This is a genomic window from Pseudomonas sp. A-RE-19 (assembly GCF_019956555.1).
GTDB lineage: Bacteria > Pseudomonadota > Gammaproteobacteria > Pseudomonadales > Pseudomonadaceae > Aquipseudomonas.
This window is the reverse complement of the sequence record NZ_JAHBDQ010000003.1, coordinates 157223-171330: the sequence shown is the minus strand read 5'-3', so window position 1 is coordinate 171330 and position 14108 is coordinate 157223. Positions and strand designations below refer to the sequence as shown.

Sequence of the window (14108 nt, the reverse complement as noted above, 5' to 3'; positions counted from 1 at the left end):
AAGCCGGGTTTTGAGTCAACCGATCACTGCATCCAGGGCGGAGGCGGTTCTTCGGCTTTGCTCGGTGGCGCGTCGTCAGCAGCTCGAATCGCTTGCTTACGTTCTTCATCAAGACGTGCCGCCTCGATCTCGCGCATGATCCCGCCGACGTCCGCCAGTTCTTCCGGCTCGTCGAACTCGCCGGTCAATACACTGGCCGGGTGCAGGGTGCCGGCTTCGTACAACGCCCACATCTCCTTGGCGTACTTGGTGCGTTTCAACTCCGGTGCAAAGCGACCGAAGTACGACGCCATGTTGCCCACGTCCCGTTCCAGCATGCTGAACGCATGGTTGTTACCCGCCGCATCCACCGCCTGCGGCAAGTCGATGATGACCGGGCCGGTCGGCGTCAGCAGCACGTTGAACTCGGACAGGTCACCGTGCACCAGACCGGTACACAGCATCAGCACGATCTGCGAAATCAGAAACGCGTGATATTCACGTGCCTGGTCCGGCTCCAGCACCACGTCGTTCAGACGCGGCGCGGCGTCGCCGTACTCGTCGGCCACCAGTTCCATCAGCAGCACGCCTTCAAGGAAGTCGTAAGGCTGAGGAACCCGAACGCCCGCACCGGCCAGACGGAACAACGCCGCCACTTCGGCATTCTGCCAAGCGTCTTCGGTTTCTTTCTTGCCGAACTTGGAGCCCTTGGCCATCGCGCGAGCCTGCCGGCTGTTGCGCACCTTACGGCCCTCCTGATACTCGGCCGCCTGACGAAAACTGCGTTTATTCGCCTCCTTGTAGACCTTGGCACAACGCAGCTCGTTGCCGCAGCGCACCACATAAACAGCTGCTTCTTTACCACTCATGAGTGGGCGCAGCACCTCGTCGACCAGACCGTCCTCGATCAGGGGTTCAATGCGTTTTGGAGTCTTCATCAGCTTTTATTGTGGGTCCTTTATTACCAAACACGCGAAAGTCATTCGTTATACGGCAATCCTCTCATTCGCGGGAGGGGTTGCCGACCTATGAACGTTCCCATGAACATCAAGAAGCACACAATGTGCCGGAATAATCGGGCACAACCCATTGAGCGCTCAGGATCATAGCCGAGCCTGCGCCACTTGTTGATGAAGGGCTACAGGGGCATTTGCGACAGAATCTGACACGTGGATCCCGACCCTTCGCCGTTTTTTTCTCGACAGACCTAAATTTCCACGTTCCTCAGCCGAAGTCATTAGAGAGAAAAGGATTTGTCCGACAATCGCCCCAACGAGGGCGAACCCAAGGATTGGGCTATCAAACGTTTTCGGCTGCCAATAATCCGCGAGTCATCTGCACTGCGTGGGCCTACAAGAAAAAACTGGAGCGCGGATGAACATCAAACAGAAGTTGACCTGGGCGTTTGCAATCATCGCCTGTTTGCCCGTGGTGCTGGTCGCCACCCTCGTGGTGCTGAACTTGCGCAGCGATGCCAAGGATAATTTTGTCGACGGCAGCGGCCGCGAGATTCGTCAGGTCAGCAATGCCATGCAGCTGTTCTTTGACGGCATCAGCCAGAACGTCGATTACCTGGCCACCCAACCGCTGATCAAAAACTCTGACGACAGCCTCAAGACCTACATGAGCGCCAACGCCGAGAGCATTCCCCAAGGCGAGTCGGACAAAAAGGTCTTCGCCCTCCTCCAGGACCTGGGCAACAGCCATCCGGCTTATGCCTATGCCATCCTTGGCACCGCAGCGGGCGGTTACGTGTCCTGGCCGGACGATGCGAAGCTGAGCAATTACGACCCGCGCCAGCGCCCCTGGTATAAAGCCGCGCAGGCCAAACCCGGTAAGCCGTTGCGCACCGAGGCCTATTACTGGGCTCAGGATGACGCGACCTACGTCAGCACCGTGCGCACCATCGATAACAAACTGGGCAGCAACGGCGGCGTGGTCAGCATCGACGTGACGCTCAAGCAGCTCACCGAAATCGTCAAACAGATCAAACTCGGCGAAACCGGCTACCTGATGCTGGTGGAAAACACCGGCAAAGTACTGGTCGATCCGAAGCAACCGGAACACAACTTCAAGGCCCTCAACAGCCTCGGCGACGGCTATGCGCAATTGGCCAAGGCCGGCAAAGGACTGGTGGAAGTCGAGCTCAATGGCGAGCGCTACATGGCCAACGTCTGGCCGTCGGAGCAACTGGGCTGGACCTTTATCGGCCTGATCAAGCAGACCGACGTGATGAGCTCGGCCACTCAACTGACCTGGCTGATCGCAATCATCGCGGCGGTACTGGCGGTGCTCTTCGCCACTGTCGGCGCCAGTTTCGCCAGCCTGATCGTGCGGCCGATCCGCAGCGTGGCCAGCGGTCTGGAAGGCATTGCCCAGGGTGAAGGCGACCTGACCAAGAACCTGCACATCCGTGGCAGCGACGAAACCGCGAAACTGGCGAACTGGTTCAACCAGTTTCTGGCGGCGATTCGCAATCTGATCCAAAGCATCGGCGGCGCCGCGACCAAGATCCTCGCCACGTCCCAGAGCTCGACGCAAGTGTCCAGCGACATGGCCGAAGCCGCCGGGCGTCAGCGTGAAGCGGTGGACATGGTGTCCACGGCGTTCCACGAAATGGTCGCCACCGCCAACGAAGTCGCGCGCTCTTGCAGCCAGGCCGCCGAGTCGGCCGACAGCGGCCAGCGCCAGGCGCGTGAAGGTCAGCAGCAGATCGATGCCGCAGTGAGCAGTGTCGATCGCTTGAGCCAGGAAATCGAACAGTCGGCGCAATCGATGCAGCAGCTTGAGCGCGACAGCAATGACATTCAGTCGATCCTCGGGACCATTCGTTCCATCGCCGAACAGACCAACCTGCTGGCGCTGAACGCCGCCATCGAAGCGGCCCGGGCCGGTGAACAGGGTCGCGGATTTGCGGTGGTGGCCGATGAAGTTCGCGCCCTGGCCAAACGGACTGCTGATTCCACAGCGGAAATCGACGGGCTGCTCGGCAACCTGGCCAAGCGCACCAGCCAGGTGACACAGCAGATGCATGCGAGCCTGGAAGTGTCTCAGCAATCGGTGACCCGCATCGGCGAAGCGCGCAGCAGCTTCGGGCAGATCCGTGAGTCGGTGGATGTGATTCGCGACATGAACACTCAGATCGCTACGGCGGCTGAGGAACAGCATCAAGTGGCCGAAGACATCAATCGCCACATCAGCCAGATTCATGGCGATGCGCAGTTGGTGGCGGAACTGGCGAACTCGGCGCGCCTGGATTCTCAGAGCCTGGCGGGGTTGTCGAATGAGCTGGATGGGTTGGTTCGGCGGTTCAGAACCTGATCCGAAATCCCGGTGGCCGCTTCGCGGCCAATCGCGAGCAGGCTCGCTCCCACAAGGACAGTGCAAAACCCTGTGGGAGCGAGCCTGCTCGCGATGAGGCCATCACTGCCTAAACAGCTCCCCCGGGGTAAACCCGAACAATCCCTTGAACGCCGCAATAAATGCCGACGTCGAGTCATACCCACAAGACAACGCGGCATTGGTCACGCTGTCGCCCTCTTCCAGCAAACTCAATGACGACAGCAGCCGCATGCGCTGCCGCCAGCCGCGGAAGCTCAGCCCGGTTTCACGCTGAAACAGGCGCATCAGGGTTTTCTCCGACGTGCCCAAACGCTCGGCCCACTCCTGCAAGGTCACCGTGCGCTCGGGGTTTTCGATCAGTTCATTGCACAAACCCAGCAACCGCTCATGCCGGGGCAGCGGCAGGGAAAATCCCACCTCCGGCAGACTCGCCAACTGATCCAGCAACACCCCCACCAATCGCGCCTCCTGGCTGTCACCCTGTGGATACTCCACCGGCAACAGGCAAAAACGCTTGATCAACTCCCGCGCCAATGGCGTGACTTCCAGCACCCGGCAACGCCCATCGGCCCATGGGCAGTCCTCGCGGCGCACGTACAGGCTGCGCATCTCGGCGCGCATCGAGGTCACGACCTGATGCTCGAGATCCGCCGGAATCCAGATGCCCCACTGCGGCGGCGCAAAGAAACTGCCCTCGGCGGTGTGCACGCCGAGAACGCCGCTGATGGCGTAGGAAAACTGCACCCAATCGTGACGATGAGGCGGTGTCCATGAGCCGGCATTCAGACTTTCCGCCCGGGCATACAACGGTCGCGGCAACGTCGTCAGCGCCGGGATGGTCCGTTCGAGGGAAAGTTGTCCGTTAGTCGGCATTGATTGGCCTTGTGTCGCAAGACGGCTGATGGGGCCGACGTTAGGCTAAGTCATCAATTCTTACAAATGTATTGAGTGCCACTTATGCATGCCTTCAAACACCTCAAACGCGTGGTCACCGACTGGTTCCTGTGCGGCATGCTGATCGCCACACTGCTGGCGTATTTTTTCCCGAGCTTCGGCGCCACCGGCGGCGGGATGCACGCGGAGTACGTGATCAACATCGGCGTGTTCCTGGTGTTCTTCCTGCACGGGGTCAACCTCTCCAGCGAGCAGATCCGCCACGGCCTGAAAAACTGGAAGCTGCACGTGATGGTTCAAACCTTCACCTTTGCGGTGTTTCCGTTGGTCTGGCTGCTGAGCGACAAACTGCTGGGTTCGCACATTCCGTCGCTGCTGATGCTCGGCTTCCTCTACCTCTGCGCCCTGCCCTCGACCATTTCCTCATCCGTGGCCCTGACCGGTAGCGCGGGCGGCAATGTACCGGCAGCGATTCTCAACGCGAGCCTGTCCAGCGTGCTGGGGATTTTTCTGACACCGTTGCTGGTGAGTTTCGTGGTCGGTAGCGGCGCTGGCGGCATCGATCTGGGTTCGACCCTGCTCGATTTGTGCGCGATGTTGCTGTTGCCGCTGGTGCTGGGCCAGTTGGTGCGGCCGTTGATTGGCAAGTTCTTCGCTCGGCACAAGCGCTACACCAACGTCGCCGACAAACTGGTGATTCTGCTGCTGGTGTACGCGGCGTTTTGCAATTCGATGGTGTCGGGGATGTGGCAACAACAGGGCAACAGCGTGATTCTCACGGCGTTGATGGGCAGCGCGATGCTGCTGGCGATCATTCTGTGGATGACCACCCGCACCGCTCACGCGCTGAAGTTCAGCCCTGCCGATGAGATTGCCGCGGTGTTCTGCGCCAGCAAAAAATCCCTGGCGGCCGGTGCACCGATGGCGGCGCTGATCTTCGGCGCCAACCCCGGCCTTGGCTTGATTCTGTTGCCGATCATGATCTATCACCCATTGCAGCTGATCGTCTGCTCGGTGATGGCCGAGGGTTACGCCAACCGCAACCGGGAACTGGCCGCGCAGCAACGCGCGGCCGTGCTCAACCCCCAGTAATCAGCAATCCGCAATCAGCGCTCGATAATCGCCGTCACGCCCTGGCCGCCCGCTGCGCAGATCGAGATCAACCCTCGGCCCTTGCCCGCCGCGTCCAGCAGCTTCGCCAGGTTGGCGACGATGCGCGCACCGGTGGCGGCAAATGGATGCCCGGCGGCCAGTGAACTGCCCTTGACGTTCAAGCGGCTGCGGTCAATGGAACCCAACGGAGCGTCGAGGCCGAGGCGGGTTTTGCAGAACTCCGGATCTTCCCAGGCCTTGAGTGTGCACAGCACCTGCGCGGCGAACGCTTCATGGATTTCGTAATAATCGAAGTCCTGCAAGGTCAGGCCATTGCGCGCCAGTAAACGCGGCACCGCATAAGCCGGCGCCATCAGCAGCCCTTCGGCACCGTTGACGAAATCCACCGCCGCCGCTTCGCCGTCGCGCCAATAGGCGAGGATCGGCAAGCCGCGCTCCTTCGCCCACGCCTCGCTGCCCAGCAGCACCACCGACGCGCCATCGGTGAGTGGCGTGGAGTTGCCCGCGGTCAGGGTGCCCTTGGCGCTTTTCTCGAAGGCCGGTTTCAGTGAAGCCAGTTTTTCCAGGGTCAGATCCGGGCGCAGGTTGTTGTCCCGGGTCAGACCGAGGAACGGTGTCATCAAATCGTTGTGCCAACCTTCGGCGTAGGACGCGGCCATTTTCTGATGGCTTTCCTGGGTCAGCCGATCCTGCTCGTCGCGCGGGATGTTCCAGGTCTGGGCCATCAATTCACAGTGTTGACCCATGGTCAGGCCGGTGCGCGGCTCGCCGATGCTTGGAAAGTCGGGCATCAAGTGTCGGGGACGCAGTTGCAGGAAGGTTTTCAGTTTGTCGGCGGTGCTCTTGGCGCGGTTGGCTTGCAGGAGGATCTTGCGCAGGCTTTCGTTGACCCCGATCGGCACGTCCGAGGCGGTGTCGACGCCGCCGGCAATGCCACATTCGATCTGACCCAGGGCGATTTTGTTCGCCACCAACAATGTCGCCTCAAGCCCCGTGCCGCAGGCTTGCTGGATGTCGTAGGCCGGCGTCGTCGGCGACAACCGCGAGCCCAGCACGCATTCGCGGGTCAGGCCGTAATCGCGCAAATACTTGAGCAGCGCACCCGCCGCCACTTCGCCCATGCGCACACCGTGCAGGTTATAGCGCTCGATCAGACCTTCCAGCGCTGCGGTGAACATCGCCTGGTTACTGGCAGTGGCGTACGGCCCGTTGGACCGGGCAAAGGGGATACGGTTACCACCGATAATCGCGACGCGACGCAGCTGAGTCATGAAAAAGCTCCTTTTAATCAACTATGAACACCAAACCCTGTGGGAGCGGGCTTGCTCGCGAAGGGGCCATCACCTTCAACATCTCTGTTGACTGACACACCGCTTTCGCGAGCAAGCCCGCTCCCACAGGTTCTGCACTCCCCGAAAGTCCCGTTACAAACTAACCTGCAATGATCAAGCGTAGGCCTTATCTCGTGGGCCGAGCGACTAATTGCCATTCGTGGTCCACACTTTCAACCCCGGCTACTGGAGCGTAATCCATGTCTGATCGCTATATCGACTTCGCCAATTCGTCCATCGGCCATCGCGTGGTCGGAGCCCTGGGTCTTCCGTCGCCGGTACGACTGGAACGCTGGCAAGCAGGCCGGCTGCGGCCTATCGAGGGGGCGCTGTTGATTGGCGGTGGCCCGTTGGCGGAAAAAGTCAGCACGCTCGCCAACCGCCTGACCGACACGATTTACAGCTATGGCACCGATCCGACCCTGGCCACTGCGTGGATTCCCGGCCACGGCCAGAAACTCAAGGCCGTGGTGTTCGACGCCAGTGATCTGGTGCAGGTCGATCAGTTGAAACAGCTGCGCGAGTTCTTCCAGCCACTGATGAAAAACCTCGATCACCATGCGCATCTGGTGATTCTGGGCCGGGCGCCAGAGACCTTGAGCGACCCGTTCGCCGCCAGCGCCCAACGCGCCCTGGAAGGTTTCAGCCGTTCGCTGGCCAAGGAACTGCGCAGCGGCGGCACTTTGCAGCTGATCTATGTTGGTGAAGGTGCCGAAGATCAACTGGAAGGCCCATTGCGGTTTTTCCTCTCGCCCAAAAGCGCGTTCATTTCCGGGCAAGTCATACGCTTGAAGGCGTGTGAGGCGCAGGTGATGGACTGGACTCGCCCCTTGTCAGGGCGCAAGGCACTGGTGACGGGCGCGGCTCGCGGCATCGGCGCCTCGATCGCCGAAACCCTGGCCCGCGATGGCGCCGAGGTGATCCTGCTCGACGTGCCACCGGCCAAAGCCGATCTCGAAGCCTTGGCTGCACGCCTCGGCGGGCGCGGCATCACGCTGGACATCTGCGCCGAAGACGCCGCCGCACAATTGATCGAACACTTGCCCGACGGCATCGACATCGTGGTCCACAACGCAGGCATCACCCGGGACAAAACCCTGGCCAACATGACCCCGGAATTCTGGGACGCGGTGCTGGCGGTCAACCTCAACGCGCCGCAAGTGCTGACCAAGGCGTTGCTCGACAGCGGCACCTTGCGCGACGACGGCCGAGTGATCCTGCTGGCGTCCATCAGCGGCATCGCCGGTAATCGCGGGCAAACCAATTACGCGGCGAGCAAGGCCGGGCTGATCGGCCTGGCCCAGGCCTGGGCGCCGCTGCTGGCTGAGCGCGGTATCAGCATCAATGCGGTGGCGCCAGGGTTCATCGAAACCCAAATGACCGCGCACCTGCCCTTCGGCGTGCGCGAAGCCGGGCGGCGCATGAGTTCGTTGGGCCAGGGCGGCCTGCCGCAAGACGTCGCCGAAGCCGTGGCCTGGATGGCGCAACCGGGCACCGGAGCGTTTAGCGGGCAAGCGTTGCGCGTCTGCGGGCAAAGCGCGTTGGGAGCCTGACCATGACCACCGACTGGCACACACTCAATAGCGAACCGGGCCTGCAGACGCTGTATGTGAAAGCGGCAACGCGACGCAAAATCACCGGCACCACACTGCCTGACCTGGGTTATCACTGCTGGGTCAATGTCGATCCGAAACGCCTGGAGGCGTATCGCAAGGTGTGTGGTTTTGCCGACAACGGGCTGCTACCACCGACGTATCCACACATCCTGGCGTTTGCCTTGCAGATGCAGCTACTCACGGCCAAAGCGTTTCCCTTCCCGTTGCTGGGGCTGATTCACTTGAGCAATCGCATCCGCATCTTGCGCCCCATGGGCGGCGTGCACCGGGTGCGGGTCAGCGTGAAGGTGCAGAATCTGCAACCCCACGCCAAGGGGGCGACATTCGATTTGGTAACGACGCTCGACGACCAGTTGGGCGTGCTGTGGGAGGCTGAAAGCCAGATGCTCTGTCGCGGCGTCAAACTGGAAGGCGAGCCCGTCGAGGAGGCGTTTGCATCGACATTGTCACTGACCGAAGTGGCCCACTGGAAAGCACCCGCGGACATTGGCCGCCGATACGCCAAGGTGTCCGGAGACTACAACCCGATCCACCTGAGTGCGATCAGCGCAAAACTCTTCGGTTTTCCCAGCGCCATCGCCCATGGCCTGTGGAACAAGGCACGTACGCTGGCAGCCCTGACCGATCATTTGCCGACGGCCAACGTCGAGATTGCGGTGCAGTTCAGGAAACCGGTGCGCCTTCCCAGTGAAGTGACACTGATGTCCAGCGCGGCAGGTTCCAGCGGGGATTTTCAGTTGATGGGCGCGGGGGGGATTGAGCATATGGTGGGGCAGTGGCGGCCTGTTGCGTGATTGTTCGGCTGTCAGGCCGCCAGGATCAAAAGATCGCAGCCTTCGGCAGCTCCTACAGGGCAAACGCATAGTCCGTGCAGGAGCTGCCGATGGCTGCGATCTTTTGATCCTGGCTTTCGATCTTGACCGTAGATCAGGAACTCACCAAATCCCGAGGCTGCGGAAACAAATTATTCAACGTCTCCAACAACCGCACGTGATAAATCGGCTTGCGAAACAAATCCAGCACCTGCAACCGCAACATATCACTCACATCATCCATATCCGCATGCCCCGACGTCACAATCACCGGCAAATGCTGCCGCGCCGTATGCTCACGCAAGCGCTTGATCAACGAAATGCCACTCTCCTCCGGCATCCGCAAATCAGTAATCACCAGTGCAATATCAGGATGACGAGTCAAATGATTAAGGGCGAGTTTGACCGACGTTGCGGTAAAACAAGTAAAGCCCTCGCCCTCCAGCAACTCCGCCAGTTCCAGTAACGCATCCTCCTCATCATCGACCAGAAGCAGCTGTTGGCGAGGGAGCGCTGGAGCGTTCATGGGGTAACACCTGCAATGGACTAAGCCTTGACGTTAGAAGCCCTTTGCGGGATTGGCAAATGACTGCCCATTGACAGCAGTCAAATCACAGCGCGACTTGAAGCGTTGTGAACATCGATGTTGTTTCTCTTCCCGGCGTTGCTGATCGTACTGGCCGGCCCCAGCTTCACCGCTCTGGGCCGGGCCTTTGCTCATTGAAAGGCCAACGGCGATCCCGTAGGAGCGAGCGGTGCGGCGATCCGACTTGCCCGCGAAGGCGACCTGACAGCCAACCCATCTCTCGCAGATGCACACGGTTCAATTGTAGGAGCTGAGCTTGCTCGCGAAAGCGGTGTGTCAGACGACATCAATGTTGGATGTCGGACCGCCTTCGCGGGCAAGCCTCGCTCCTACAAGGGGTCAGCTGTGTGGCGCAGGTTTTGGTACACCCACGTTATCCAGCATCCGGTTCGCCGCCAGTTCTGCCAGCATGACGATCTGTTGAATCGCCATCGCCGTGTGCCGGTGCGGCCCTTCCAGATACCCCGCAAAATCACTCGCCATCACGCTGGCCTGGGCCAACGATTCACAGATGTGGGCCAACAGGTCTTCGTCTTTGATATCCGGCGCAATCATGTACATCGTGCTCGGCTTGCGGGCCACGGGGGATTTGAGGGCGGATGGATTGAGGTAGTGGTCGAGCGCGCGGTTAGCGGCGTCGTGGAATTCTTTTGAATCAGCAGATTCGTAAGGGGAAACGTTGTCGGTTTCTGGGGGATTCGGGGTTGGTTTGATCATGGTGAAACTCCATTCGAGGTTTGGAGTTCGCCACTACTGCGACCAAGCAGAAGGGTGGCGAACTGTACGCAGGTTGGTCGACCAGGGAATGGAAACCCGGCAGGGCCTAGGCCCTCCCACGCACAGCTCGCCATTAAGCAAGCACAAAAAAACCGCTCGCGCGGCACTGTGCGCCATTCTAAACCCGGGCGACCAAACCCGATCACTGAATTTTTGCAGCGACGGACAAAGGCTAGAGACGCAGCTTCCGACGGGCAACCTGAAAAACATGTGGGAAGGTTCTGATGTTTTTACCGAGCCATAAACATCGTTGCCTGTAAGGCCGCTTTCGCGAGCAGGCTCGCTCCCACAGTGGTCGGCGTGCATCTGCAAGGGATTGGTCGGCCGTCAGGCCGCCAGGATCAAAAGATCGCAGCCTTCGGCAGCTCCTACAGGAGAAACCATATTCCGTGTAGGAGCGGCGTACTCCAGAAACTCAGTGCGCGGTAAGCCGTCGCACACCGCCATTACCGGGCGACAACGCCAACGCCACTTGCGTGCGGTTATGCATATGCGTCAACCGCAACACCTGCGACACATAAAGCTTCACCGTGTTCTCGGTAATCCCCAACTCACAGGCAATCTGATAATTGGTCTGCCCCTTGCCCACCAACCGCGCCACCTCCAGCTGCCGCGGCGACAGCTGATTGAAAACCGCCGGCATCTCCACCCGCTCGACCTCACTGAATGCACCGTCAGCCGAATCAGACAAAGACGCCGAGGACGGTCCCCGGCGCACCTTGTCCAGATCCTGATACAACTCGTCGATCGACTCACAAAGGTATTGCAGCTTCTGACTCAAATGCCCCAACTGCAGGTTTTTCTGCCGCTCCTGCAAAACCACTTCCTGGCGCTGCAAACCTTCGAGCAACTCATCCAGATCAATCGGCTTTTGATAGTAATCGGCGAACCCGGCGCGCAAGGCCTTGATCACATCCTGCTTGTCTGCGTGGCCGGTGAGCATGATCGCTTCGAACGCCCGGTGTTTACCGGATATTTGTTGCAGCGCTTGAACGAGCTGAATGCCATCCATGTCAGGCATCTGCAAATCACAGAGCACCAGGCCAATATCCTCGTACTCATTGAAACGCTCGATCGCCTGCTTGCCAGACTGACAAGCAACACAGCGATAACCATTGCGCTCGATGAACTCGCAAAGCTCTTCGACAATCAACGGTTCGTCATCGACCACAAGGACTTTTATTGCCGAGGTAACTTTGTTCACGTGTCACTCCATGCCAAGTCTGGCTTGACCGTTCCTGTACCGACGACCACAGGCTGTACAACAACTGTTTTGAAAGTAGACGCACTTTCCAACTATGTACATAGAACAGGTGCCCCCCACGACTAATGCATCGAGGCCAGTGTGAGCAACATGCCCACCAGTACGAACGGCGCAAAGGCTGCTTTTTTGACGTTCCAGGCCCCAGGTAACGAAGACGGTCCCTAAACCTCTGACCGATATACAGCCAGAGTCTTGGCGCCAGCAGCAGCCAGAGCGCGCTGGCCAATCCGGCGCCGATGAAACCGCCGAGCCGGTGCATACCGTCCGTCGCGAGGCCCAGTGTCGCCATCAGTTTCACGTCACCTGCCCCCAGACGTCTCAATGCATAACCGGGCAAGGTGAAGGCCAATGCCGCCAAAGCTATGCACCGGTTAAAAAACGTCCGTTTTAGTTGAATGATTCTATGCTGATACTACGTTGTGATGGTCAGGGTAGACGCACTCATGAAAACAGGCCTCCCCCACAAACAAAAAGGTGCCGTGGCGATTGAGTTCGCCTTGGTGTTCATCATTTTCTTCGCTGTGTTTTATGGGCTGGTCAGTTACAGCCTGCCGCTGTTGCTGATGCAATCGTTCAATCAATCGACGGCCGAAGCAGTGCGCCGCAGTGTGGCGCTGGACCCGAGCACCGCCAATTACGAGACCGCCGTGCGAACCGTTGCCACCACCGAACTGAGTCGGCAACTGGCCTGGATTCCCGCCGCGCTGAACTTCAATGTGGCCAGCGCCCGATCGAGCCTGCAATTTTGAGGACCGGAGACAAGCTCTTCGGGCGCCTGCTCAATCGCCCATCGCCACAGCCCCCGATCGCTCCGGACGCCCCGAGCGTACACAGTGTCGGTGTGCAGATGCATCTGGATGGCGAAGGTCGAGTGATTCACCTGACCGGCCCGTTACGGCATCTGCTGGCGCAACAAATGCCCGGCGCGCAGCCGCCCCGTCTGCTCGATTACCTCATGCCCCACAGTGTTCTGTCGGTCGAAGGCACGCCTGCCGAGTGGCAGGGACAGAGCCTGGACCTGGATTTTTTCAGCCTCGGCGAACAACCCCTGCATCTGCGTGGCTGGGTGCAGCCGTTGGGTGACAACTGGTTGCTGCAGTTGATCGACATCGGCGACCTGCTGCTCGAACGCCGACAAGCGCGCAGCCGCGAGCAATGCCAGTTGCTCGCCGCGCAGGTCAGCGAACCGTTGCGCCTGTGCAGCCTGACGCGCCTGCCCGAGGTGCTGGCGGACCAACTGCAAGGCCTGGCCCTGCGCTTTCAGATCCCGTGCATGGCCATTGCCTTGCTCGACGAACAGGCCGAGGGTTGGCTGATTCACCAGAATTACACGGCCTTCGATGCACCCCGATTGTGGGACATCAATCAACGCCTGGGCACCGGTCTCGACAGTTTGAATGGATCAGCGCCCCAGCCGTTGACCCCCAGCGAATACCCGCGCCTGCAAAGCATCTTCGGCAATGCCGAAGGGTTCGCGGTGCCCTATCACAATGCCCAAGGCGTGGTGGCCTGGTTGCTCTGTGGTTTTTACCCGGTGCAACAGCGTGCCCCCGATCTGAGCGAACGCGACTGGTTGCAACTCACCGCCGCCCTGGCCGGGCCACTGCTTGAGCGCTTGCGCGAGCATCAGCACCATCTGCAACTGGAGCGCCTGGAATCTCTGCAAGCCTTGCTCGGCGAAATGGCCACCGGGCTGGCCCATGAAATCAATCAGCCGTTGAACGCGATGCGCATGGCCATCGTCAATGTGCTCAAGCGCCTGAGCAATGGTGATGCGCAAATCGATTACCTGACAGACAAACTCAACTGCATCGACGCGCAAGTCCAGCGCGCGGCGCGGGCGGTGGATCACATGCGTGTATTTGGTCGGCGCTCGGAGGTCGAGCAGCATCCGTTCAACCCGGCTCAAGCCATCGAGGGCACGCTGTCGCTGCTGTCCGAAGGCATGCGCGGCAGAGGCGTCGAACTGCGAGTCAGCGAGACCGGATTTGAAGTGCAGGTGCGCGGTTACGTTGATCAACTGGAACAGGTGCTGATCAACCTGATGGTCAACGCCCGGGATGCGCTGCTGAACAAACGCGAGGCCGACCCGGCATTCAAACCGTGGATTTCGGTGTACGCCGAGCGCGATGAACACACGGTGCGGCTATGGATCGAGGACAACGGCGGCGGTATCGACCCACGGCTGCTGGAGCGGATTTTCGAGCCGTTCTTCACCACCAAACCGGTGGGCGTCGGCACCGGGCTCGGGTTGTCGGTGAGTTACGGCATCGTCGAGAACATGGGCGGTAAGCTAAGCGTCGGAAACTCGTCCGAGGGCGCGCGGTTTTGTATCGAACTGCCGATTGTCACGGGCGATCAGATCACCCACGTCGGGCACCCCGAATGACGCGT

11 protein-coding genes and 3 pseudogenes are annotated in these 14108 nt (G+C 60.0%); 7 read left to right on the top strand and 7 right to left on the bottom strand.

From position 1 onward, the window contains the following. Window positions 1–23 precede the first annotated feature (23 nt). Window positions 24–917 (bottom strand): PA4780 family RIO1-like protein kinase, encoded by an 894-nt coding sequence (locus tag KGB14_RS02765; RefSeq protein ID WP_223483989.1) that lies wholly within the window; start codon window positions 915–917, stop codon window positions 24–26. A gap of 436 nt (window positions 918–1353) precedes the next feature. Here KGB14_RS02765 and KGB14_RS28620 point away from each other — a divergent pair. Both KGB14_RS28620 and KGB14_RS28615 read left to right on the top strand, forming a co-directional pair. Then, window positions 1354–2442: pseudogene (locus KGB14_RS28620) on the top strand (sensor histidine kinase); the annotation flags it as partial. Between the two features lie 90 nt (window positions 2443–2532). After that, window positions 2533–3300 (top strand): methyl-accepting chemotaxis protein, encoded by a 768-nt coding sequence (locus KGB14_RS28615; protein ID WP_370694472.1) that lies wholly within the window; start codon window positions 2533–2535, stop codon window positions 3298–3300. Window positions 3301–3402: 102 nt separating this feature from the next. On the opposite strand, the gene KGB14_RS02755 is transcribed toward KGB14_RS28615, so the two are convergent. Then, window positions 3403–4194, bottom strand: a complete 792-nt coding sequence (locus tag KGB14_RS02755) for an AraC family transcriptional regulator (protein ID WP_223483987.1) — start codon at window positions 4192–4194, stop codon at window positions 3403–3405. Window positions 4195–4278: 84 nt separating this feature from the next. Here KGB14_RS02755 and KGB14_RS02750 point away from each other — a divergent pair, with 84 nt between their 5' ends. Continuing rightward, the gene (locus KGB14_RS02750; RefSeq protein WP_223483986.1) at window positions 4279–5307 is read left to right on the top strand and encodes a bile acid:sodium symporter family protein; all 1029 of its coding nucleotides are present in this window, start codon (window positions 4279–4281) and stop codon (window positions 5305–5307) included. A gap of 14 nt (window positions 5308–5321) precedes the next feature. Here KGB14_RS02750 and KGB14_RS02745 read toward each other — a convergent pair whose 3' ends face one another. Further along, window positions 5322–6599: an acetyl-CoA C-acetyltransferase gene (locus KGB14_RS02745; protein ID WP_223483985.1), complete on the bottom strand. Its 1278-nt coding sequence runs from the start codon at window positions 6597–6599 to the stop codon at window positions 5322–5324. Window positions 6600–6859: 260 nt separating this feature from the next. On the opposite strand from KGB14_RS02745, the gene KGB14_RS02735 reads away from it, so the two are divergent. Together KGB14_RS02735 and KGB14_RS02730 are read left to right on the top strand one after the other, a co-directional pair. After that, window positions 6860–8212, top strand: coding sequence for a 3-oxoacyl-ACP reductase (locus KGB14_RS02735; RefSeq protein ID WP_223483984.1), 1353 nt, complete (start codon window positions 6860–6862; stop codon window positions 8210–8212). A 2-nt stretch (window positions 8213–8214) separates the two neighbouring features. Continuing rightward, a complete protein-coding gene (locus tag KGB14_RS02730; protein WP_223483983.1) occupies window positions 8215–9069 on the top strand; it encodes a MaoC family dehydratase in 855 nt (284 codons plus the stop codon). A gap of 133 nt (window positions 9070–9202) precedes the next feature. Here the strand turns inward: KGB14_RS02730 and KGB14_RS02725 are convergent, their stop codons facing one another. From KGB14_RS02725 to KGB14_RS02705, 4 genes and pseudogenes are all read right to left on the bottom strand, one after another. Continuing rightward, window positions 9203–9613 carry a response regulator gene (locus KGB14_RS02725; RefSeq protein WP_223483982.1) on the bottom strand — a complete coding sequence of 137 codons (411 nt, stop codon included), beginning with the start codon at window positions 9611–9613 and terminating at the stop codon, window positions 9203–9205. Between the two features lie 399 nt (window positions 9614–10012). Further along, window positions 10013–10390 carry a DUF6124 family protein gene (locus tag KGB14_RS02715; RefSeq protein ID WP_223483981.1) on the bottom strand — a complete coding sequence of 126 codons (378 nt, stop codon included), beginning with the start codon at window positions 10388–10390 and terminating at the stop codon, window positions 10013–10015. A 475-nt stretch (window positions 10391–10865) separates the two neighbouring features. Then, window positions 10866–11654 carry a response regulator gene (locus KGB14_RS02710; RefSeq protein ID WP_223483980.1) on the bottom strand — a complete coding sequence of 263 codons (789 nt, stop codon included), beginning with the start codon at window positions 11652–11654 and terminating at the stop codon, window positions 10866–10868. Between the two features lie 122 nt (window positions 11655–11776). Further along, window positions 11777–12072 (bottom strand): annotated as a pseudogene (locus KGB14_RS02705) (prepilin peptidase); the annotation flags it as partial. Window positions 12073–12157: 85 nt separating this feature from the next. On the opposite strand from KGB14_RS02705, the pseudogene KGB14_RS02700 reads away from it, so the two are divergent. Together KGB14_RS02700 and KGB14_RS02695 are read left to right on the top strand one after the other, a co-directional pair. After that, a pseudogene (locus KGB14_RS02700) lies at window positions 12158–12451 on the top strand (TadE/TadG family type IV pilus assembly protein); the annotation flags it as partial. An 8-nt stretch (window positions 12452–12459) separates the two neighbouring features. Continuing rightward, window positions 12460–14103: an ATP-binding protein gene (locus KGB14_RS02695; protein ID WP_223483979.1), complete on the top strand. Its 1644-nt coding sequence runs from the start codon at window positions 12460–12462 to the stop codon at window positions 14101–14103. Window positions 14104–14108 lie beyond the last annotated feature (5 nt).